The 21472-nt window shown below is 56.5% G+C and carries 18 protein-coding genes; 10 read left to right on the top strand and 8 right to left on the bottom strand.

Annotation, left to right across the window (positions count from 1 at the left end; translation table 11 throughout):
* Positions 1-14: 14 nt before the first annotated feature.
* The gene (locus tag ACLM7Z_RS04615) at positions 15-869 is read right to left on the bottom strand and encodes a transketolase (RefSeq protein WP_087019391.1); all 855 of its coding nucleotides are present in this window, start codon (positions 867-869) and stop codon (positions 15-17) included.
* Between the two features lie 491 nt (positions 870-1360).
* Between ACLM7Z_RS04615 and ACLM7Z_RS04610 the strand changes: the two genes are divergently transcribed.
* A complete protein-coding gene (locus ACLM7Z_RS04610; protein ID WP_087019394.1) occupies positions 1361-2116 on the top strand; it encodes a DeoR/GlpR family DNA-binding transcription regulator in 756 nt (251 codons plus the stop codon).
* 226 nt (positions 2117-2342) lie between these two features.
* On the top strand, positions 2343-2852 hold the full coding sequence (locus ACLM7Z_RS04605; protein ID WP_273350047.1) for a hypothetical protein: 510 nt from the start codon (positions 2343-2345) through the stop codon (positions 2850-2852).
* An 83-nt stretch (positions 2853-2935) separates the two neighbouring features.
* Here ACLM7Z_RS04605 and ACLM7Z_RS04600 read toward each other — a convergent pair whose 3' ends face one another.
* Positions 2936-3307 carry a winged helix-turn-helix transcriptional regulator gene (locus tag ACLM7Z_RS04600; protein WP_087019400.1) on the bottom strand — a complete coding sequence of 124 codons (372 nt, stop codon included), beginning with the start codon at positions 3305-3307 and terminating at the stop codon, positions 2936-2938.
* Between the two features lie 405 nt (positions 3308-3712).
* Between ACLM7Z_RS04600 and ACLM7Z_RS04595 the strand changes: the two genes are divergently transcribed.
* The 3 genes from ACLM7Z_RS04595 to ACLM7Z_RS04585 all read left to right on the top strand — a co-directional run bounded on the left by ACLM7Z_RS04595 (position 3713) and on the right by ACLM7Z_RS04585 (position 7717).
* Positions 3713-4528 carry a 5-deoxy-glucuronate isomerase gene (locus tag ACLM7Z_RS04595; protein WP_087019403.1) on the top strand — a complete coding sequence of 272 codons (816 nt, stop codon included), beginning with the start codon at positions 3713-3715 and terminating at the stop codon, positions 4526-4528.
* A 92-nt stretch (positions 4529-4620) separates the two neighbouring features.
* The gene (iolD, locus tag ACLM7Z_RS04590; RefSeq protein WP_087019804.1) at positions 4621-6588 is read left to right on the top strand and encodes a 3D-(3,5/4)-trihydroxycyclohexane-1,2-dione acylhydrolase (decyclizing); all 1968 of its coding nucleotides are present in this window, start codon (positions 4621-4623) and stop codon (positions 6586-6588) included.
* Between the two features lie 208 nt (positions 6589-6796).
* Complete coding sequence (locus tag ACLM7Z_RS04585) at positions 6797-7717, top strand: polysaccharide deacetylase family protein (RefSeq protein ID WP_435645631.1); 921 nt, start codon at positions 6797-6799, stop codon at positions 7715-7717.
* Between the two features lie 94 nt (positions 7718-7811).
* Here ACLM7Z_RS04585 and ACLM7Z_RS04580 read toward each other — a convergent pair whose 3' ends face one another.
* Together ACLM7Z_RS04580 and ACLM7Z_RS04575 are read right to left on the bottom strand one after the other, a co-directional pair.
* Complete coding sequence (locus tag ACLM7Z_RS04580; RefSeq protein ID WP_435645630.1) at positions 7812-9473, bottom strand: solute:sodium symporter family transporter; 1662 nt, start codon at positions 9471-9473, stop codon at positions 7812-7814.
* Positions 9474-10054: 581 nt separating this feature from the next.
* Positions 10055-10975: a sugar phosphate isomerase/epimerase family protein gene (locus tag ACLM7Z_RS04575; RefSeq protein ID WP_087019412.1), complete on the bottom strand. Its 921-nt coding sequence runs from the start codon at positions 10973-10975 to the stop codon at positions 10055-10057.
* Between the two features lie 189 nt (positions 10976-11164).
* On the opposite strand from ACLM7Z_RS04575, the gene ACLM7Z_RS04570 reads away from it, so the two are divergent.
* The gene (locus ACLM7Z_RS04570) at positions 11165-12034 is read left to right on the top strand and encodes a helix-turn-helix domain-containing protein (protein WP_435645629.1); all 870 of its coding nucleotides are present in this window, start codon (positions 11165-11167) and stop codon (positions 12032-12034) included.
* 83 nt (positions 12035-12117) lie between these two features.
* On the opposite strand, the gene ACLM7Z_RS04565 is transcribed toward ACLM7Z_RS04570, so the two are convergent.
* The gene (locus ACLM7Z_RS04565; RefSeq protein WP_165761101.1) at positions 12118-13128 is read right to left on the bottom strand and encodes a Gfo/Idh/MocA family protein; all 1011 of its coding nucleotides are present in this window, start codon (positions 13126-13128) and stop codon (positions 12118-12120) included.
* Positions 13129-13286: 158 nt separating this feature from the next.
* Positions 13287-14150, bottom strand: a complete 864-nt coding sequence (locus ACLM7Z_RS04560) for an AraC family transcriptional regulator (RefSeq protein WP_087019419.1) — start codon at positions 14148-14150, stop codon at positions 13287-13289.
* 182 nt (positions 14151-14332) lie between these two features.
* Between ACLM7Z_RS04560 and ACLM7Z_RS04555 the strand changes: the two genes are divergently transcribed.
* The 4 genes from ACLM7Z_RS04555 to ACLM7Z_RS04540 are packed head-to-tail and all read left to right on the top strand — an operon-like array spanning position 14333 to position 18967.
* Positions 14333-15349: an ABC transporter ATP-binding protein gene (locus ACLM7Z_RS04555; protein WP_087019422.1), complete on the top strand. Its 1017-nt coding sequence runs from the start codon at positions 14333-14335 to the stop codon at positions 15347-15349.
* Positions 15346-16050, top strand: a complete 705-nt coding sequence (locus tag ACLM7Z_RS04550; RefSeq protein ID WP_087019425.1) for an ABC transporter permease — start codon at positions 15346-15348, stop codon at positions 16048-16050. The genes ACLM7Z_RS04555 and ACLM7Z_RS04550 overlap by 4 nt, the downstream gene beginning before the upstream one ends.
* A gap of 14 nt (positions 16051-16064) precedes the next feature.
* Positions 16065-17567: a GldG family protein gene (locus ACLM7Z_RS04545; RefSeq protein ID WP_087019428.1), complete on the top strand. Its 1503-nt coding sequence runs from the start codon at positions 16065-16067 to the stop codon at positions 17565-17567.
* Positions 17564-18967, top strand: coding sequence for a DUF4340 domain-containing protein (locus ACLM7Z_RS04540; RefSeq protein ID WP_087019431.1), 1404 nt, complete (start codon positions 17564-17566; stop codon positions 18965-18967). Before ACLM7Z_RS04545 ends, ACLM7Z_RS04540 begins: the two co-directional genes overlap by 4 nt.
* Positions 18968-19054: 87 nt before the next feature.
* On the opposite strand, the gene ACLM7Z_RS04535 is transcribed toward ACLM7Z_RS04540, so the two are convergent.
* Positions 19055-20017 carry a carbohydrate kinase family protein gene (locus ACLM7Z_RS04535; protein WP_087019433.1) on the bottom strand — a complete coding sequence of 321 codons (963 nt, stop codon included), beginning with the start codon at positions 20015-20017 and terminating at the stop codon, positions 19055-19057.
* A 13-nt stretch (positions 20018-20030) separates the two neighbouring features.
* Positions 20031-21464 carry a glycoside hydrolase family 32 protein gene (locus tag ACLM7Z_RS04530; RefSeq protein WP_087019436.1) on the bottom strand — a complete coding sequence of 478 codons (1434 nt, stop codon included), beginning with the start codon at positions 21462-21464 and terminating at the stop codon, positions 20031-20033.
* Positions 21465-21472 lie beyond the last annotated feature (8 nt).

Below are 21472 nucleotides of genomic sequence, written 5' to 3'. Positions count from 1 at the left end.
TTTGCATGCCCTCCTTACTTTGCAGCCTTGACAGCAGCGAGCTCTGCTTCTGCTGCAGCGATTGCTTCTTCCCACTGCTCCGGAGACGGCTGCGAACTGTGTGCACCGGAAGGCTCAGCGAAGGTAGCGCCCTTGCCCTTGATGGTGTTCAGAACGATGCAGGTCGGAACGCCCTTTACGGTCAGCGCTTCCTGAACTGCGTCATAAATCTGCTCTACGTCATTGCCGTCAGCAACGTCGATGACATTCCAGCCAAACGCATCGAACTTTGCGCCGATGCCCTTGCCATGGCTCATGACGGTGTCAACCGGGCCGTCGAGCTGATTCTTGTTGTTGTCTACAAAGCAGGTCAGGTTGTCCAGCTTGTAATGAGCTGCGAACTGAGCAGCCTCCCAAACCTGGCCTTCATCGCACTCGCCGTCGCCGACGAATACATAAACGTGGTTGTCACGGCCGTCGATCTTGTTGCCAAGAGCGGCGCCGGTTGCGGTGGACATGCCCTGGCCGAGGGAACCGGTGGTCAGGTCGACGCCCGGCGTCTTGGTGCGGTCGGTATGGGACGGGAAGTTTGTGCTCGGCTTGTTCAGCGTGCGGGTCTCTTCCAGCGGGTAGAAGCCCTTCAGCGCGAGAGTTGCGTATGCGCACGGACCAGCGTGGCCCTTGGACAGGACGCACCAGTCACGGTCTTCCCAACGCGGATTTTTCGGATCAACCTTCATGACATCGCCATACAGGACAGCCATCGCCTCGACGATCGACATCGAGCCGCCGACGTGTCCAAAACCAAGCGAACCGATGGTCTTCAGGGTCTCAACACGGATTTCTGCTGCGAATTCACGGAGAGCCTGCATCTTTTCTGCTTTCTGCATTGAATACACCTACCTATTCCTAATTCATAAATTGTAGCACGACGTTGCGGCGCAGGAATCTGCGCCTGAAACAGAGGTCGTACAGCAGTTTCTTTGATTTTATCATTTCTGCCCACAGATTGCAATGCTCGCCCAAGTAATTTTATAGATTTTTTCAACACCTCCCAAAATTTTGAGGAAGTTATCGTAATATTTTCACCAACTGTTGCATTGCATCGCGCCATTTCTTCCCCAAAAGACACAAATTTTTTCGGATATATGGTTCCATTTTGTTCAACTTTCTGTTATACTAGTAACATAGGTATCGGAAAGTGTTCCGCATGCCCGGTTCTTTTGATCTTGCAGAACGAAGCAGACGCCCATGCAGATCCTTCCCGGATGTCTGGACGCCCCCTGCGTCGGCTTGCAGTCAAATGTGTTCCGGGGCGCACAGCAGAGGGGTTTTGATGCGCCCTTGTAAATGTTCCATTGTTCCAAGAAAGCAGGGGCTTATGAAAATCAGCAGATTGAATTCCATCGAAGAATACGTACTGTCGCAGAAAACCGTCTCCATCGACGAGCTCTGCGAGGTCTTTAACGTCTCCAAAAACACCATCCGCCGCGACCTGAACGAGCTCGAGGCGCGTGGGCATATCGCAAAGGTCTATGGCGGCGTCACCGCAATCACGCCGGAGGATGTCATGCCGCTGCCGGTTCGTTCCGGTCTCAACCCAACCGCAAAGGACTACATCGGCCAGCTCGCCGTGCGTGAGATTTCCGACGGCGATACCGTCTTCATCGACTCCGGTTCGACCGCTGTCTGTGTGCTGCGCCATCTGCCGCCGCGCACCAAGCTCACCATCGTGACACACTCGCTGCCCGCCATGGTCGAGGCTTCCAAATTCGACAACGTCAACCTGATCTCGCTCGGCGGCGTCTACAACGCCTCCACCAGCTCCTTTGTCGGCATCTCGGCACAGCAGGCGCTGTCCGACCTGCGCATCTCCAAGGCGTTCCTCAGTGCGACCGGCGTCACCGTCGAATCCGGCATGAGCAACACGACCTTCCTCGAAGCGGAGATCAAGCGCGGCGTTGTCGCACATGCATCGCATGTCATCCTCATCGCAGACAACTCCAAGCTGGGGCACGATGCGACCGTGACCTTCTGCCGTTTGCAGGATATCTCTACCTTTATTACAGACCAGCAGCCCGCGCCGAAATTCGTGGAGTTCTGCCGCGCGCACAACGTGCGCATCCTCTGGGAATAACGCAGCAACACATCTGCGCCCTCCGGGAAATCCCGGAGGACTTTACATCTGCGCCCTCCGGGAAATCCCGGAGGACTTTTTTTCCGGCTCGCACAGAAACTCCGCTTTTCCGAAGGAATTTTCTGATTTTTTCTTTTTTACTGTTTCTTTTCCCTTTTTCGGGTATGCTAAACACACAGACAGCAAACCATTTTGCCACACAGAGAAAAGACTGGAGGTAATTTTCATGAAAAAACGGATGTTCTCGCTGCTTTCCGTCACCGCGCTGGCAGCACTCCTGCTGGCAGGCTGCGGAACCGCCACAACCGGAACAAATCAGCAAAATGCAACCACATCGTCCACCGTGACCGGCGCGCAGACCACCGACGGCAGTGCCGCAGGCACCGCGCAGAACAACACCACTGCACAGACCGGTACAGCGCAGGCGAACACAGCGGAAACAGCAGACATCAGCGCGCTGTCGAAAAAGGTATCCGAGGCTGTCGCAGCTGCGGACGCGGCGAAGCCGTCCGGCACGACAGACGCCGACCGAACGCTGTTCATGGAACACAAAACCGCACTCGACGCGCTCGACCGCGAGGTTGACGCATACAGTGACGCGCTGGAAGCGCAGTACCGCAACGGTTCCCTGCGCTATGAGGACTTCCGCAGCAAGGATGCGGAAACGGAAAAGCTGGAGGACAGTCTGGATGACGCCGAGGACCGGCTCGAAGACCGGTTTGGCATGGACGACTGACCGCCAGAAAACGCATAAAAAAAAGAGGATGCCCCGGCATCCTCTTTCTCTTTCCTCTGTGATCTACTGTGTGTCCTGCGCGCTTACTCACACGCACAGCCGGCTGCTTTCGTCCCCTCCTGTTCCCGTACATTGTCCAGATAGACGCGCCCCCAGGCGCACATTGCATCGAGAATCGGCAGGACGGTCTGTCCAAAGTCCGTCAACTCATACTCCACCTTTGGCGGCACGACCGGATAGACATGGCGGAGAATCAGTCCGTCATTTTCCAGCTCGCGCAGCTGCTGCGTCAGCATCTTCGGCGTAATTTTCGGCATCATCTTTTGCAGTGCACCGAAGCGCAGCGCGCCTCCCGTCAGATGGTCCAGTATCAGCGCCTTCCACTTGCCGCCAATCAGCCCCAGCGTTGCCTCAATCGGACAGTCGTAGGGGATTTTGCTGCAATCCCGTTTCATCAGGCTCCCTCCTTATGCTTGCCCCTATCAGATAGTTTCCATTCCCATAGTCGCTACCCTAAAAGTGCATTCTTGTTTTTCCGGATTTTTCTGTTACTATGTATTATAACATCAACCGGTGAATTGCACAAGGATGACAACCCCTTGCATACCAAAAAAAGCTCCGTTTCCGGCACTGTTTGGGAGAATCCTCCGATTTGACTACGATCGTGCCCTTTTAGGCCGAAATTATTGTAGACCTGCACAACTTTATGTTCGCTTTTTATCATGCGTCTTCTTGAAAACGACAACATGTCATGATATAATAACAATAAATTATGCAAACGGGGACATCATATGCCCTTTTTGCAGCATTGTACTTCAAGGTTCTGCCGGGTTCCGGCACAGAGAAAGGTGTGTTTTACAATGTACATGGATAAGGAAGTCAAGCGCGGCTACAACGAGTATCTGCGCCTTGATGAAGGAGAAGGCAAAGACGGCATGATGGACGTCGCGCTTCTGGTTATGGAAGCCGGCGATACCTACACCATCGAAGAGGCCGACAAGGAAGTTGCATGCCTGCTGTTCGACGGCGACGTCAACATGGCATGGGATGACCAGAGCGTCGACATGGTTCGCCCGAACCCGTTCGACTACAACCCGTGGTGCCTGCATGTTTGCAAGCAGACCAAGATTGTCATCACCGCGAAGGGTCCGTCCAATATTTACGTCCAGAAAACCCTGAACGACAAGGTCGCTCCGGAATTCAAGAACAGACTGTTCACCCCGGACGACACCGACACCTGGGCACGCGGTACCGACGGCGTTTTGCAGAACTGTATCAAGCGCGATGTCCGTACCTGCTTCGATCTCGACATCGCCCCGTACTCCAACATGGTTCTGGGCGAGGTTATCAACCTGCCGGGCAAGTGGTCCTCTTACCCGCCGCACTCCCATCCGCAGCCGGAGGTTTATTTCTACCGCTACGACAAGCCGATGGGCTATGGCGCAGGCTGGGGCAACGGCGAGCTGTATGAAACCCATCACAACGGCTGCGCACTGATTACCAAGGACTGCCACTCCCAGGTAACTGCACCGGGCTATGCCTGCTGCTATGCATGGGGCATCCGTCATCTGCCGGGCGATCCGTGGGATAAGACCCGTATCGATGATCCGACCCACGAATGGCTGGTCAAGGATGATGCCGATGAGCACATCTGGAAATGCCCGACCGGCTATTGATTCATTCGCTTATTGTAACAATAAGGATATATATCTGAAACAATGTGAGAATTGTGTAAGAATTGCATGAGGAGGAAATTCCAATGAAACACATGGAAACCGTCCGTCTGACGACCAGCCAGGCTTGCATCCGCTTCCTGGAGAACCAGTACGTCAGCTACATCGATATGGACGGCAATGAAGTTGAGCAGAAGTTCATCCGCGGTATCTTCATGATCCCGGGCCACGGCAACTGTGTCGGCTACTGCAACGGTATTGAGCAGGAGATCAAGGATCTGGAAGTTTACCAGGGCAAGAACGAGCAGGGCATGGCTCTGGCCGCTGTTGCATTCTCCCGTCAGCTGCGCCGCAAGCAGGCATTCGTCTGCACCTCTTCCGTAGGCCCCGGCGCCTGCAACATGATTACCGCAGCCGCTACCGCTACTGCAAACAACATTCCGGTTCTGCTGATGCCGGGTGATGTTTATGCATCCCGTCAGCCGGACCCGGTACTCCAGCAGATGGAGCAGCCGCAGAACCTGACCATCTCCGCACACGACTCCTTCCAGGCTGTTGTCAAGTACTGGGGCCGTGTCAACCGTCCGGAGCAGATCATGACCGACATGATCTCTGCATTCCGCGTTATGACCGATCCGGGCAACTGCGGCGCTGTTGCAGTTTCCATCCCGCAGGACGTTCAGGGCGAAGCATACGATTATCCGGTTGACTTCTTCAAGAAGCGCGTATGGAACATCGAGCGCCGTCCGGCTACCAAGAAGGCTGCCAAGAAGGCTGCTGAAATCATCAAGAGCGCAAAGAAGCCGCTCCTGATCTGCGGCGGCGGCGTTCGCTACGCAGAAGCACACAAGGTATTCCGTGCATTCGCTGAAAAGTATGGCATTGCGTTCGGCGAGACCCAGGCGGGTAAATCCGCAATCGAGTGGACCCATCCGCTGAGCCTCGGCGGCCTCGGCATCACCGGTACCGAGTGTGCAAACGCATTTGCACATGACTGTGACGTTGTCATCGGCGTCGGCACCCGTTACACCGACTTCACCACCGCTTCCAAGTGGCTGTACGATGTAAACGCAAAGTTCGTCAACATCAACCCGTCCGAGTTCCAGTGCCTGAAGATGGATGCTTACCCGGTCGTTGCTGACGCAAACGAAGCACTGACCGCAATCAGCGCTGAGATCGACGCTCTGGGCGGCTACCACACCTCCGACGAGTACGCTGCTGAGGTCAAGAGACTTCAGGATGCATGGTGGGCTGACGTTGACCGCATGGATCACACCGAGTACATCGACGCGGAGTCCTATGTTCCGGAAATCCAGGACGACAACCGCCGCGCTGTTGAGCACTTCATCGAGTCCATCGGCTCCAAGCTCACCCAGACCGCTGCTCTGGGCTACATCAACACCCACATCGCACCGGATTCCATCGTTGTCGGCGCCGCAGGCTCCCTGCCGGGCGACCTCCAGGCACTGTGGAGAGCTCCGGTTCCGAACACCTACCATTGCGAGTACGGCTACTCCTGCATGGGCTACGAGGTTGCCGGTGCTTACGGCTGTAAGATCGCATGCCCGGATCAGGAAGTTTACGCAATGTGCGGCGACGGCTCGTTCGACATGCTGCATTCCGAGCTGATTGCTTCCATCCAGTACGGCTACAAGATCAATGTCTGCCTGTTCGACAACGCAGCTTACGGCTGCATCAACAACCTCCAGGTTGGTCAGGGCAACAAGTCCCGTACCACCGAGAAGAACATGCACATTCCGGGCACTCCGTACGACGGCTGCGACCTGGGCCCGGCAATGAACATCGACTACGCCGGTGTTGCTGAGGCATATGGCTGCAAGGTTTACCGCGTAAAGACCATTGATGAACTGGCTGCTGCACTGGAGGATTCCAAGAAGCAGACCGTTTCCACCCTGATCGACATGAAGGTTCTGCCGAAGTCTATGTCCAAGGAGTGGGAGGCTTGGTGGCGTGTAGGCGTTGCCTCTGTTTCCGACAAGCCGGAAGTTCAGGAAGCCTACAAGAGACTCCAGGATCATCTGTACGAAGCTCGTCACTATTGATCCCACGCGTCCCAAACGCAAAATCAAACATTCCGCAGGAGCCTGCTTTTTGCAGGCTCCTGTTTTTTTGCGTTTTTCGTTCCAATTCTTACTATTTGCTTACAGTTTCGTAACGAAATGGTACACGCTCTGTTATCCTGCTTCTTTTGTGGTATAATAAAAAAACGCCGGGAAACCGGCGCGATACAGACGAAAAGAGGGGTGCGATATGAAATTCAAACAGACACTCGCCGCACTGCTGTGCGGCATCATCCTGCTGGGCACTGCCGGCTGCGGCCCCAGCCCCGCAACCGGCTCCAAAAAAGACAGTGGCTCCGGCAGCGCAGGCGCACCGGGCAGCGCACAAACCGCAGGAAGCACAGACGGCTCTGCCGTCCCGACAGGTGGGCTGGAGGAGGAGAAAAATCCCATCCCGCAGGGGGACAAATATATGGCAATCACCTTTGATGACGGGCCAACCGGCAATGAGGGCGGCCGCACCGAGCGCCTGCTCGACGGCCTGAAGGCGCGCGGCGTGCACGCGACGTTCTTCCTCTGCGGTTACCGCATCAAAGACTTCCATTCCATGGCAAAGCGTTATCTGGAGGAAGGACATGAACTGGGCAACCATACGATGGATCATCTGCTGCTCGACCGCGAGGTCAGCGACGGCGGCCTCCAGCAGGTCGGCAGCAACAGCGAGCTGATCGCCTCCTATACCGGCGAAAAGCCGACCGTCATGCGTCCGACCGGCGGCGCATACAACGACACCGTTCGGGCATCCATGAAGCAGCTCGGCCTGCCGATCATCCTCTGGAGCGTTGACACGCTCGACTGGAAATACCGCGATGCCTCCAACGTCAAGACCCGCATCGTTGAAAACGCGCAGGACGGTGCCATCGTTCTGTCACACGACCTGTATGAGACCACCGTCGAGGGCGTGCTCACCGCGATTGACGAGCTTCAGGCACAGGGCTATGCGTTTGTCACAGTCTCTGAGCTGGCACAGCTCAAGGATGTGACGCTCGAACCGGGCGGGGTATACACCGATTTTACCTATGAAACGCTGCACCCGGCGGACGCGGAGCCCGCGTCCCAGCCGGAAAGCGACGGCACAGAACCGACAGAAGCCGAACCGCCCGCAGCCTGAATGGACACATGAAAACAGCCGCCCGCGCGGTTGCGCGGGCGGCTTTCTATTGGTATGGAATGTTTCCTGTTCCGGAATTTCACAGGATGCGGCGTTACATTACTGTGTAAGTAACAAAGCCCTTTGCTGCTACGCCGATCGGCGAGAAGATGATGTAGGCAATTACCATGACAATCAGGGAAATTGCTGCAACAATCTTGCCATACTTCCACGGCGTCAGGTCAACCGCGCTGTGGTTCTCGAGAACGAAGTCGGTCTCACGCGGATGAACCTTGATGACGATGGCAACGATAATCATATCGATGACAAACAGAACTGCGGTGAAATACAGGTAATGTACATTTGCCAGTGCCGCAATGTGGTTGCGTGCCCAGAACTGCAGGAAGCAGTACAGGACAACATGAATCGGAATGATGACCTTCGGCAGAAGTGCGTCCGCCTTCTTGGACAGGAAGCCGACAGCCAGGCAGACGAAAATCGGCGTATTAAACGCTGCGAATGCAGAGTTTACGAAGGACGTGATGCCGCCCATGTACAGCATGAACGGAGACAGGACAATTGCAAATACGGTCAGAACCGTACCGAATCTCTGGCCAACCTTGACGCAGTGTGCATCCGAGCAGGTCGGGTTGAAGATCGGGCGATGGATATCCAGCGCATAGATCGTGGATGCGGAGTTCAGAACCGAGTTGAAGGACGACAGAATCGCACCGAACATAACCGCTGCGAAGAAGCCGAGCAGCCAAGTCGGCATGACGTCGTTGACAATCATTGCATACGCAACATCGCCGTTATTGGTCCAGACCTTCTCGCCGTACAGGAAGTACGCGATGATGCCCGGGAATACGATAATCAGCGGGGTGCAGATCTTCATGAAGGATGCAAAGATTGCGCCCTTCTGCGCTTCCTTCAGGTTCTTCGCACCGAAGGTACGCTGAATGATCGACTGGTTGGTAGACCAGTAATACAGGTTATTGATAACCATGCCAGTGAACAGAAGCGGCCACGGCAGGTACGGTTCGTTCAGGTTTGCCGGGTTCCATACGTTCAGGCGAACCGGGTCAAGGGTCAGGAACTGATGCAGGCCTTCGGAAAAACCGCCGCCATACATGTTGCCCAGCTTGATCAGGCCGAAGACCGGAACCATCAGGCCGCCAATAATCAGGCCGATGCCGTTGATCGAGTCAGACAGTGCAACCGCGTGCAGGCCGCCGAACAGGGCATAGCATGCGCCGACAACTGCGATGATTGCGCCGAGGATTGCCAGGCACCAGAACTTGTTCAGTCCGGTGAGCCCCTCAACGTTAAAGATTTCCACGAATACCTGTGCACCAGCGTACAGGATATTCGGCAGCATGATAACGACATACGAAAACAATACGATGAGCGAAACCAGACGGCGTGCGAACTTGTCGTAGCGGGTCTCGAAGAACTCCGGAACGGTCGTCAGACCGGTCTTCAGGTAACGCGGCATCAGTACGAATGCAAGGAAGGCCAGTGCGATTGCAGAGGTAACCTCCCAGCCCATGGTGGACATGCCAACACGTGCGGACTGTCCGTTGTTGCCAACAAGCTGTTCTGCCGACAGGTTTGTCATCAGCAGTGAGCCGGCAATAACAATGCCAATCAGACTGTGGCCTGCCAGATAATAGCCATCCTGCGTGTCCAGCTTATCGCCTCTCGTCTTCCACCACGAGATAACGGCAACCAGAACAGTAAACGCAAGGAATTCCACGGCAGTGATAAGTAAATCCATTGCTCAACTTCTCCTTTTTTCACTTGTGTGCTCTCTCCAAGACAAACTGCCTCCCATGATGTTCCGGATCATCACATTTGGCAATGCCGACCAGGGCTCCAACAATTCCCCAGCCAATGTCCATCCTGTATTATAACAGACGTCTTTACTTGTTTTCAAGATTGGAAAAGCCCTATAGATTGAGAAAAATTTCACCAACAGTTGTGCAATATTTACAAAAAATTCGCCACATTTATGAATTGTAAATATTTTGTTAGTAACTAAAACCAGGTTAAAAACGAAAAAAGTGCCGCATTCTCCTGAAAATGCAGCACTTTCTCCATCATACAACAACAAAAGGGATAGTATAATTTTTAACAAGAATGAACGCCGAACGGCGGCTCCTGAATTCCGCCGGGATCAGACATGGCAGCCTGCCATGTGTGTCCAATCACCTCGTCGTCTATACATCCTGCCAAACATAAGGATATCACATTTGTTACAGAAACGCAAGTGCAAGTTTGATTTTCGCCCGGATGCGAGAAAAAGCCGCCGGTCAAATGACCGGCGACCTGTGCAGTTTCTTCTCTTCTTTTCGGGGATTACTTGCCCAGCAGCTCTCTCTCGAGGATTTCACGAGCTTCCGGAGCCTGCTTGTCCATCTTCTCCGGGAAACCGAAGTAAGATACACATGCGATGTTGTCGCCGCCTACCTTCGGAGCGTCCGGCTTCAGCTGCTTGTTTGCGAAGTCCATCTCGCGCAGGGTCTCGAAGATGCCCTGGAAGTCGACCTCGCCTTCGCCCATAGCGGTGTGCTGATGGATGGTAACGTCAGCTGCGCCGCGCTGGTTCAGCCAAGGCGGATTGAGGATGTAACGGCAGTCCTTGGTCTGGTTGTAGGTATCCGCAAACAGAACGTGGGTCAGCTCGTCGCCAGCGTACTTCAGCATATGGCGGACATCGCCCTTGCCCTGATCGTAGAAGAAGCCATGGGATGCGGAGTAAACGTAGCCCAGGTTCTTGGAACGGAAGGACTTAACCAGATCGCAAGCCTCGTCGTTCAGCTCACAGAAGTCATACGGATGGGACTGAACCTCAACACGCAGGCCTTCGCGCTCGATGATCGGAAGGAGTTCTTCCATGGAGCGGAACCACATGCCGTTGCAGATCTCCTGCTGGTTCGGGTCGCCGGAGAACTCGGTATTGATAACCGGAACGCCCATGTTGACAGCGATCTCGATGATCTTCTTCCAGTTTGCAACAGCGTGCTGGCGCTGCTCCTCGGTCGGGCCGCTCCAGCGATATACGACGATGAACGAAGAAATCTCAACGCCAGTTTCCTTGAGTGCCTGACGGTACTCAGCCTCTGCCTCCTTGGAGAACAGCGGGTGCTTGTAGAACGGGTTGATGCGCGGATGCGGGGACTGCTCGATGTACTTGTAGCCCCAGTCTGCTACCTTGTGCACCATGTCATTGATGCTCATCTGCTTGGCGAGTACGTCAACGTCAAATGCAATTTTCATTGATAGTATCCTCCTTACTTGTCGTGTTGTCCGCCTTTCGGCGGTCTCCCTTGATGCTTCTATTATATCTGCCTGTGCAGCATCTGCCAATGATAGTATTTGCCGAATAACTGCGATATTCTGCTGTCTTACCTCTTGCAATTGCGGCGCATGCCTGCTACGATAAATAACAGAAAGGATGTGAACAAAATGCTGATTCCGGAAGCCGGCGTACACCAGACCTCCGAGCGATACTATTTTACGCCGTCCGCGCTGGCACATGAGCTGTTTTATTATCCGACGCGCTGCGGGCATTATTTCTGCAACAGCGCATACTCCTTCGGGTGCCAGTCGGAAATCGCACTCCAGGGCGACCACAATCTGAATATCATGCTGTTTGCCGTGCAGGACGGCGCGATGGAGTTGGATCTGGGCGGGAAGCCCACGCTCGCCGCGTCCGGGCAGATCGTGCTGTTCGACTGCCGCGAGCCGTACCGCTACCACGGTACAGACGGACTGGAATTTATATGGCTGCTGTTTAACGGGCTGAATGCGCACGATTTTTACCGCCGCATTCTTCAGGTGCACGGCGACCGGCACGTGTTTGCGCCGACGTCATACTCAGAAATCCTGCTTGCGCTGGATTCCCTGCTCAGCGGGTGCGCCTCCGGCGACCGCCTGAGCGAAGCCGCCTGTTCCCAGCTGCTGCACCGCATCCTGTGCCAGCTGCTGCTGGAGGACACGGGCACCGTGCGCGATACGGACAGCTGCATCACGCAGGCGATCCGCTACATGAACGAACACCTGTTTGAACAGCTGAGCGTGGCGATGGTCGCAGAGGCGGTCAGCCTCAGCCCCTCGCACTTCTCCCGCCAGTTCAAGCGGCACACCGGCTACTCGCCGTATGAATACATCGTACTGCGCCGACTGGACAAGGCAAAATACATGCTGACCTCCACGACGCTGACCGTCAAGGAAATCGCCTACCACATCGGCTACAACAGCGAGGAAAATTTTATCCACAGCTTCCAGAAAAACGTGGGGATTTCCCCCAGCCTGTTCCGAAAATACCCGATTTAATACCCCAAACGCAAAAAGCCGCCGGCGAACAGCCGACGGCTTTTGATCTGCTTAAGGGAAAAATCTGTTTTCGCTGTGGCAAATTATTTTTTATAAAATTCCGGGACAACGCCGATGTCAATCGGAACGACCTCGCCGGTCTGCTGGCTGGCAACCAGTGCGTCGGCGGTCAGGTTGGCGACAAAGCCATCCCATGCGCTCGGCCCGTTCATCTCGCCCTTGCGGGTGGAATTGATCCATTCCTGAATTTCGGTGTCATACGCCTCGATGAAGCGCTTCTTCCAGTCGTGACCGATCGGGGTGGTCAGGCCGCCCGACTTGCGGTAGGTCGGCACTGCGGGGGACGGCAGGTCGATGACGCCTTCCTCGCAGACGATCTGACAGTTGATGTCATAACCGAAGCGGCAGTTGACGAAGACCTCGACCATGGCGATCAGGCCGGAACGGCACTTGAGGAACATCAGCTGCGGATCCTTCAGATCCGGATGCGTATGCTTGGTCTGGCGCGGCATCATGATCTGTGCAGACTCGTATTCATCGCCGACGAGCCAGTGCAGCACGTCGATTTCATGGATAGCAGTGTCATAGACTGCCATCGGGGTGTCGTAATTGGTGCCGACCTCCGGGTTCCAGTGGGTGCACTTGAGGTACAGCGGTGCGCCGAACTCGCCGGATTCCAGCATTTCCTTTACCTGACGGTAGCCCTTGTCATAGCGGCGCATAAAGCCGACCTGAATGAGGTGCTTTCCGCCCGCGATCTCCGCCTCGACGATGTCCATCGAGTCCTCCGCGGTGGTGGTCAGCGGCTTCTCACAGAAAACCGGCTTGCCGATCTCAATCGCCTGCATGACAGTTTCCTTATGGGCAAATCCCGGGGTGGTGCAGATGATCGCATCTACATCGGGGTCATTGACCAGATCCGCGCTGTTGTTGTACACAGTTGCACCGATGGGATCACCCACCTTATGTGCGCCTTCGACAAAAACGTCGGATACAGCAACGACCTTACCGCCGGAAAGCTTATTGGTAATGCGGTCAATGTGTTCACGGCCGATCGCGCCGCATCCCACAACGCCGATTCGTAACAGTTCCATTGGTTTAGCCTCCATGTCTCTTCAGTGTCCTTTGCCGGGTGTTATCTGATAGAACCCAACATTCTCCGATAGTATGATTATACGGATTTTGCAGGCACTTTGCAATACAGAATCCCACGATTTCCAAAATTCTCCGTCATATTACACAAATTTACCCATCAATTCCTATGTCCGGTGCGTCCCTGTACAACTTTTCGGTAGTCTCTTGGGGTCATTCCAACGGTTCTGCGGAACAACTCTGTGAAATAATTATAGTTGCTGTAGCCGCACTGTGCCGCCACATGCCGGATGGTCTGGTCGGTGGAGGCGAGCAGTGTCTGTGCGCGCGCCATGCGGCGGCGGATGATGTACTGCACGGGCGAACAGCCCGCGCTCTCCGCAAACACGCGGTCGAGATGGTACTTGCTCACGCCCATCACCTGTGCGATCCCGTCGAGCGTCAGCGGTTCGAGATAATGGCGGTCGAGGTACATGCGTGTGCGCACGCCCAGCTCATAATGTGCCTGCTCCGCCTGCTCGGCGGCGGTGCGGTGAATGCGCAGCGCGACGGTCACGACCGCCGCAGACAGATAGCTGCAAACCTCCTCACTCGCCGTGCTCGGGTCGAGTGCCGCCTTTTCCAGCACGGAGAGCAGCGTATCCAGCGCCGCACTGCCTCCGCCCGCGTGCACAACCGGCTGGTCAGAGTGCGCGATAAAGCTGTTTTCCTCCATACCGCGGCACATCAGCCGCGCAAATCCACAGGAAACGCCGGTCATCGGCTCCTCTCCGACCGAGTGGTAGCTGTGCGGCTCGCCTGCGCCGCACAGGACAAAATCCCCGGCGGAAAGGGTCTCCTGCCGTCCGTCCACGTTGACGACTCCCTTTCCGGTGCGCACCAGCATCAGCTCCGCGTAGCCCGGATGGGAATGCATCTCCTGCCCCGCCGCATTCAGCTCCAGCGGGCAGATATAAATGAGTACCGGCAGGCGGTTGTCCTCAAAACTGCCGCCCGTCATGCCCTGTGCAATAAAATCCTGCATGGCTGCCTTCCCCTTTCTGCGACATTCTGACAGTATTATACTATATTTCCTGCACCGGACACAACAAACGCCGAATACTGTTCACAAAACAATCACACAGCAATGATAAAATGAGGACAATATAGGGCGACAGCTTCTGCTCTTCCCTGTTTTTTATCTATTATCCCCTCAGGAGGCCTTTTATGATACAAGTGAACGGGCTCACCCGCCGGTACGGCGATATCGCCGCGGTTTCCGATCTCTCGTTCTCCGTCGCGGAGGGCGAAATCATCGGATTCCTCGGTCCGAACGGCGCGGGAAAAACCACAACCATGAACATGATAACCGGCTGCCTGCGCGCAACAGCCGGTACCGTGACGGTAGACGGCGCGGACATCGAGACCGATGCCGACCGCGCGCGCAAAATTATCGGCTACCTGCCGGAAAATCCGCCGTTGTATCCCGACATGACGGTGGACGAATATCTCGAATTTGTCTACAGGCTGAAAAAATGCCGGCTGCCGCAAAAGGAGCATCTGGACAGCGTTTATGATATGGCAGGACTGTCCGATGTGCGCGGGCGGCTGATCCGCAACCTGTCCAAGGGCTACCGCCAGCGCGTCGGACTGGCACAGGCGCTCATCGGTGACCCAAAGGTGCTGATCCTCGACGAACCGACCGTCGGCCTTGACCCGCGCCAGATTATCGAGATCCGCGAGGTCATCCGCAGTCTCGGACAAAAACACACCGTCATTCTGTCCAGTCATATCCTGCCGGAGGTGCAGGAAGTGTGCGACCGCATCCTCGTCATCGACCACGGCAGAATTGTCGCGGACGGCACGCCCGCCGAGCTGAGTGAGCGCGTCGAGGGCGCGGAACAGCTGAACATGACCATCGAGGGCGAGCCCGCCACCGTGCTCGGCGTGCTGCGCGCAGTACCGGGCGTTTCCGAAGCCGTTGTCACGGCGGAGGACGGCATGAAATCCATTTACCGCATCACGGCAGAGCCGGGTGCGGACATCCGCCGTGCCGTGTTTGACGCGCTCAGCCAGCATCAGCTCGCCATCCTGTCCATGCAGCAGGTCGAGCTGAGCCTGGAAGACATCTTCCTCGAGCTGACCGGCGCGGAGCCCGCGCCGGAGGAAGCGCCGGCACCTGCGGACGAAGCACCGAAGAAAAAACGCCGTCTGTTCGGCAGAAAGCGGGGTGAGGACAAGTGAATGCCATCCGTAAGCGCGATTTACAGGGATTTTTCCGTTCCCCGCTGGGATATGTCTACATCGGCGCGTTCCTTGCGATTATGAACCTGTACTTTTTCGCCATCTGTGTGCTGTCCTCCTCAAGCGATATGGGCAGCGTCTTTTCCAACATGCTCATCGTATTTCTGTTCCTCATGCCGATCCTGACCATGCGGCTGTTCAGCGAGGAATACAAGCAGGGGACTGACCGCCTGCTGCTGACCGCGCCGGTCAGCGTGTGGGAAATTGTCTTCGGCAAATTCCTCGCCGCTGTCAGTGTCCTGCTCGTCGCACTCGCGTGCACACTGCCGTGGATTGTCATCGTCGCAATCTTCGGAACACCCGCCTGGGCGAGCATCCTCGGCTGCTATATCGCCGTGCTGTGCGCCGCAGCCGTCTTTGTCGCCATGGGCATGTTCCTCTCCAGCCTGACCGAGAGCCAGCTGATTGCCGCTGTGCTGTCATTTGCGCTGTTCCTCGGGCTGTATGTCGCGGATATGCTGAGCTATTCGCTGGACAGCAGCAGCCTGCCCGGCATGCTGCTCAGCTGGCTGTCCATTTTCACCCGCTATGATTCCTTTATGTCCGGTCAGTTCTCGTTTGGAAACCTGATCTACTTCCTCTCGCTCACCGGGCTATTCCTGTACCTGACCGCCCGCGTGCTTGAGCGGCGCAGGCTTTGAGGAGGTGTGACCCGATGAAACGATTTCACAAAAAAAATAAGGCGCCCAAGGCGCCGGTATCGCCCGAGCAGAAGGCACAGAAGCGCAAACGGCTGCGCCGCGTGTCGGTTTCCGCCGCAGGACTCGCATTTGCACTCGCAGCCGTCATCCTGCTCAACCTCGTGTGCACCAATCTGACCGACCGCTTCGACCTGACGCTCGACCTGACGGCAAACCAGCTGTATGAAATCACCGATGACACCAAAACCATGCTCGAGAGCATGGAGGACACCGTGGATATCACCATTCTGGCCGCAGAAGACGATTTCCGCAACGACAGCTATTATGGCAAGGTATACACGCTGCTGAACAAATACGTCAATCTGGCAGGCGATAACATAACCGTCGAATATATTGACCCATACACCAACCCGAATGTGGTCAGCCGCTACAGCGACCTCGCCGCGACCATTCAGGCGGGCAGCGTCATTGTCTCCTGCGGTGACCACACGCGCGTCCTCAACGACTCGGATTTTTATACGACCGAATCCAGCTCATCGTACAGCGGCTATTCCACCGTCACCGGTTTCCAGGGTGAGCAGGCGCTGACCTCCGCCATCACCGCCGTGACGAGCGACCAGACGCCGGTTGCCTATCTTTTACAGGGGCACAACGAGAGCGTTTCCACAGCCTTTACTTCCATGCTGACAAATGCAGGCTTTACGGTAAGCCTGCTCAACCTGACCGAGGAGAAAGAAATCCCGGATGATGCGTCCATTGTGGTCATCAGCCTGCCACAGGCCGACCTGACCGAGACAGAGGCCGATCTCATCGACGCCTTTGTCAAGGGCGGCGGCGATTTGATGGTATTTGACGGCACATTGTCCCCGACCTCTCTGCCGGTGCTGTATTCCTACCTGAAGGAATGGGGCGCAGATGTCCAGGCGGACATGGTGCTCGACGCGGATTACAACATCAATGAAGAACCGGATATCCTCGCGCAGCTGACCGATTCCGACGTCAACAGCGCGCTGGACAGCAAGACCGACATGGTACTCGTCACACCGAACGCAAAGTCGATCACGGCGAAGCTGGACAGCTCCGTGACCGACCGCACGATTGAAACACTGATGGAGAGCCGTGACACCGCATATGCCAAGGTTCTCACCGACGAGACCGAATATGACAGTTATGCCAAGGCGGACGGCGATACCGACGGCCCGTTTGCGCTCGCAACGCTGTCCACCTATACCGGCAACGACGACGGCGGACAGGTGTTTGTCTGCTCCGCCGCACTGATGATGACGGATGACCTGATGAGTGCCTCCAGCCTGCTCAACCGGTCGTTCCTGAGCAATGTTGTCAGTGAAATGCAGCCGGATCTCGATGTCGTCACCATCGCTGCCAAAAGCCTGAGCGCAGAGCCGCTGATTGCCGGCACGACGGCACAGTTTGTCATTTTCCTGCTGCTCGCCCTGTTCCCGCTCGCCCTGTTCGGCGCGGGCATCGCGGTCTTTTTCCGCCGGAGGAAGCTATGACAAAGAATACCAAACGCCTTTTGTTCGGCGTCATCGCAGTCGCCGTGCTCGGCGGCACCTATGCCGCGCTGCTGCTCCATCCCGCGGAGGAAGAGGCAGACAGCGTCCCGTCGGAAGAGCTGGTGTCGATGGACACCGCCGATCTCGCCAGCGTGCAGGTCACGCTGCGCGACGGCAGCAGCTTTACCATGACAACCTCCTCTGACGACAGCGGCACCTCCTATACGATGTCCGGTGCGTCGGAGGATGACTACAGCGAATCGCTCATGCAGGGACTGATGGATGCCGCCTGTGATATCTCCGCCCGCCCGATCGAAGAAACCTGTTCTGATCCGGAAAAATACGGCTTGTCGGCAGAAGATGACACCAATACGCTCGTCATCACGGACACGGATGGCACGGCGGTCACGCTGACCATCGGCCTGTCCGGTGAATTGGGCACCTATTGCTCCACAAACGGCGGAACGGCGGTCTACCTGCTGGACAGCGATACCGCGGAGACGCTCACACAGGCACAGTCCTATTACCGCAATCTGACCGTGCTCGGCGGCTATTACAGCCTGTCGGACGAGCTGAAATCGCTGACCATCGATCATATGGACGACGGCACGACGGTCACGCTCTCCGCCCGCGATACCTCTGATATGGACAGCGATGTGGCACAGGCATATTCCAAATATGTGTTCACCGCGCCGCTGTCCTGTGACGCGGATGACGACGAACTGAGCACCGGGCTGCTGTCCGGTTTGCAGTCCGGTCTCACAGCACAGTCGATTGTGGAGGACAATCCGTCTGATCTCAGCAGATACGGTCTGGATGACCCCACTCGCATTGAACTTGCCGCAAGCAGTCTTGACGCGGCAATCCTCATCGGCGATGAAACCGATGACGGGGGCATCTATGTCATGAAGGAAGGCGGCAAGACCGTCTATCTGTGTACCGCGTCGGATTATTCCTTCCTCGAGGAGGACTGGAACGACTGGCGCTCCACCAATCTGCTGCCGTGCGCGCTGTCCGAGGTGGACAAAATCACCGTCACGCAGGGCGATGAAACACACACCGTCGACATCACGCATGTGGAAGCCGACGAAAATGAATCCGATGACGCGGATGATGATACCGCGACGCTGGACGGTGCGGATATGACGGACGATGCGCTCGAACAATTCTTCCTCGCCATCACCTCGGTCAACTACACCCGCCTGATCGATGACCCGCAGGATGCAGCTGCATCCGCAACAGTCACGCTGACCATGAACGACGGTTCTACGCGTTCGCTCGCTTTTACCAAGGGCGGCTCACGCGAATACCTCGTCAGCGTGGACGGCGGCGCCTATGCCTATGGCGTGCCGCAGGACGATCTGACCAGTATTCTCGACGCATTGACCACCGGCGCATAAACCTCTCTCACAACACAGCAAAAGCCGCACAGGACGTTGCCCGTCCTGTGCGGCTTGGTTTTTTTAGAGAGAGAATGAATCGTTGTTTTACTTGGCGTACCGGCGTTCAAATTCGTCCATCGACGCCATGACAGCGCCCTTGTGCGCGACAGTCATCGCGGCATATTTTGCGGAAAAGTCGAGGTATTCGCCCAGCGTTTCCTCAGACAGTGCGGTGAGGTCATTCAGCTCGACCTTGTCGCGCACCAGCTGGAACAGGAACGAGCCGGCGAACGAATCGCCCGCGCCGGTTGTATCCACCACCTGCGCCTCCAGCGCCGGGCGGTGTGCCTCGGCGTGCGGCGTATAGACCGATGAGCCGTCCCCGCCCTTTGTGATGAGCAGCAGGCGGCAGCTGCCTGCGAACAGCTGCTCTGCCGCTTCGCGTTCATCGCGGCAGCCGGTGACAAATTCCAGCTCATCATCCGACAGCTTGACAATGTTTGCATACGGCAGAAAGGCACGGATTGCCTCACGACACGCCGCCGGGGAATCCCACAGCGGCAGGCGCACATTCGGGTCAAAGCTGACAATCATACCCGCCTGTTGTGCCAGCTCAATCGCACGGCGGTGCGCTTCGCGCACCGGCCAGTCGACCAGGTCAACCGAGCAGAAATGCAGCACGGCACAGTCCGCCATCATTTCCGGCACAATCTGCTCCGGAGAGAGGAACAGGTCTGCGCTCGGATTGCGGAAAAAGGAAAATTCACGGTTGCCTGTCGCATCGAGCGACACAAATGCCAGACCGGTGTTGGCGCGCTTTGTCTTGTAAACATAGTGCGTATCCACGCCGTTTGCGCGCAGCACATCGATGATATGCTCGCCAAATGCGTCCTCGCCGACCTGTGAGATCATCACACCGCTGCCGCCCAGGCGGCTCACCGCCGTCACCACATTGGCAGGCGCGCCGCCCGCCACACGTTCAAAATGCGTGACCTCCCGCAAGGCACAGCCCTTCTGCTGCGGGACAAAATCAATCAGCAGTTCCCCGATTGCCGCCACTCGTCTCATCGTAACGTCCTCCTTATTCCGCCATATATGCCAGCTCCATGGCATCCATATCGTAAAGCTCCGCTTCACCCTGTCCGCCGATGCGCAGGGAAACTGGGCCGGACGGGTAATAGCGTGTTGTCATGACCTGCTCGCCGCCGCCCACAAACAGCTCCAGCGAGGAGGTATCCGCGAGAATGCGCAGCTCGGAGAGGTGGTCCACCTCTGCCACGCGCTGTGTCCGCCCGCTGCCGCTTGTTTCGGTCAGCGTCAGTGTCAGCAGCCCATGGCCGTATTCCACCGCCGCCGCATCCCCCAGCATCAGGTGCAGGCTCTCCCCGCGGTTGTGAATGCGGATATCCGCACCCGCCGCCAGCTCACACTGTGCCACGCCGTCAAACGACAGCGTGCGGCGGCTGCGATGCAGGGCATCCAGTTCGCGCACCGGATTTGCGGTCAGGCAGGTGCCTGTCCAGTGCAGCTCACGCGGCACGCTCATGCCGTGCTGCCAGCCGTTTTCCGCCGCCGTCGGATTGGTGTAATCCGCGTCCGGCATGCCCATCCAGCCGATGGCAATGCGGCGGCCATCCGGCGCTTCAAACGTCTGCGGCGCGTAATAATCAAAGCCGGTGTCCCATTCGATGTATTCGCCGAGCGTGTATTCGCCGCGAAAATCGCCGTACAGTGGGAAATAGCCGCAGGAATAGACGTTCTGGTATTTGTTGCCCTCGCGGGTCACGCCCTGCGGTGACATCGCAACAATATACTGCCCGTCCACGCAGAACAGGTCGGGGCATTCCCACATGTAGCCGAACACCTCCGGCGTCGTGATGGTGTTGATATGCTTCCAGTGCAGCCTGTCCGCCGATTCATATACAAGGATTTCGCCGCGGTCGCACTTTGTCCGCGCGCCGAGCACCATATAATACATCCCGTCCTGCTTCCACACCTTCGGGTCGCGCACATGACAGGTCAGGTCATCCGGATAATCCTTATTTTCCATCAAAAGCTGTTTGGTGTCAACCTGTACGCCGTCCCGCGAGATCGCGAGCGCGAGATTGTGCCCGCGACCCGTGTTGATATAGTCGTAATCGCCTGCGTACTTGACGTTGCCGGTGTAGTACAAATACAGTGCGTCATCCTCTGCCAGCGCGGAGCCGGAATAGACACCGTGAATGTCCCAGGTCTGGTCAGGGCACATCGCGACCGGCTGCTGCGTCCAATGCAACAGATCCGGGCTGCTCCAGTGACCCCAGAACTTGACGCCGCCGTTCGGGTCAAACGGGCCGTACTGATAGAATACATGATAGCTGCCGCGATACCAGCACAGACCGTTCGGATCATTCATCCAGCCGGTGGGCGGCATGAGGTGAAAGCGCAGGCGGCGCGGGTCAGCGTCCACCTTTGCCCGGTCCTCCGCTTCGATGCGGGGAACCAGGCGGGTCAGATCTCGATGCAGTGCATTCATAGAAACTC

The organism is Butyricicoccus porcorum (genome assembly GCF_051246315.1).
GTDB lineage: Bacteria > Bacillota > Clostridia > Oscillospirales > Butyricicoccaceae > Butyricicoccus_A > Butyricicoccus_A porcorum.
This window is presented reverse-complemented; position numbering and strand designations above follow the sequence as displayed.

Excerpts from the sequence above, each read along its gene's own strand:
- ACLM7Z_RS04615 (WP_087019391.1), bottom strand. The coding sequence starts at position 869 with ATGCAGAAAGCAGAAAAGATGCAGGCTCTCCGTGAATTCGCAGCAGAA.
- ACLM7Z_RS04610 (WP_087019394.1), top strand. The coding sequence starts at position 1,361 with ATGAAAATCAGCAGATTGAATTCCATCGAAGAATACGTACTGTCGCAG.
- ACLM7Z_RS04605 (WP_273350047.1), top strand. The coding sequence starts at position 2,343 with ATGAAAAAACGGATGTTCTCGCTGCTTTCCGTCACCGCGCTGGCAGCA.
- ACLM7Z_RS04600 (WP_087019400.1), bottom strand. The coding sequence starts at position 3,307 with ATGAAACGGGATTGCAGCAAAATCCCCTACGACTGTCCGATTGAGGCA.
- ACLM7Z_RS04595 (WP_087019403.1), top strand. The coding sequence starts at position 3,713 with ATGTACATGGATAAGGAAGTCAAGCGCGGCTACAACGAGTATCTGCGC.
- iolD (WP_087019804.1), top strand. The coding sequence starts at position 4,621 with ATGGAAACCGTCCGTCTGACGACCAGCCAGGCTTGCATCCGCTTCCTG.
- ACLM7Z_RS04585 (WP_435645631.1), top strand. The coding sequence starts at position 6,797 with ATGAAATTCAAACAGACACTCGCCGCACTGCTGTGCGGCATCATCCTG.
- ACLM7Z_RS04580 (WP_435645630.1), bottom strand. The coding sequence starts at position 9,473 with ATGGATTTACTTATCACTGCCGTGGAATTCCTTGCGTTTACTGTTCTG.
- ACLM7Z_RS04575 (WP_087019412.1), bottom strand. The coding sequence starts at position 10,975 with ATGAAAATTGCATTTGACGTTGACGTACTCGCCAAGCAGATGAGCATC.
- ACLM7Z_RS04570 (WP_435645629.1), top strand. The coding sequence starts at position 11,165 with ATGCTGATTCCGGAAGCCGGCGTACACCAGACCTCCGAGCGATACTAT.
- ACLM7Z_RS04565 (WP_165761101.1), bottom strand. The coding sequence starts at position 13,128 with ATGGAACTGTTACGAATCGGCGTTGTGGGATGCGGCGCGATCGGCCGT.
- ACLM7Z_RS04560 (WP_087019419.1), bottom strand. The coding sequence starts at position 14,150 with ATGCAGGATTTTATTGCACAGGGCATGACGGGCGGCAGTTTTGAGGAC.
- ACLM7Z_RS04555 (WP_087019422.1), top strand. The coding sequence starts at position 14,333 with ATGATACAAGTGAACGGGCTCACCCGCCGGTACGGCGATATCGCCGCG.
- ACLM7Z_RS04545 (WP_087019428.1), top strand. The coding sequence starts at position 16,065 with ATGAAACGATTTCACAAAAAAAATAAGGCGCCCAAGGCGCCGGTATCG.
- ACLM7Z_RS04540 (WP_087019431.1), top strand. The coding sequence starts at position 17,564 with ATGACAAAGAATACCAAACGCCTTTTGTTCGGCGTCATCGCAGTCGCC.
- ACLM7Z_RS04535 (WP_087019433.1), bottom strand. The coding sequence starts at position 20,017 with ATGAGACGAGTGGCGGCAATCGGGGAACTGCTGATTGATTTTGTCCCG.
- ACLM7Z_RS04530 (WP_087019436.1), bottom strand. The coding sequence starts at position 21,464 with ATGAATGCACTGCATCGAGATCTGACCCGCCTGGTTCCCCGCATCGAA.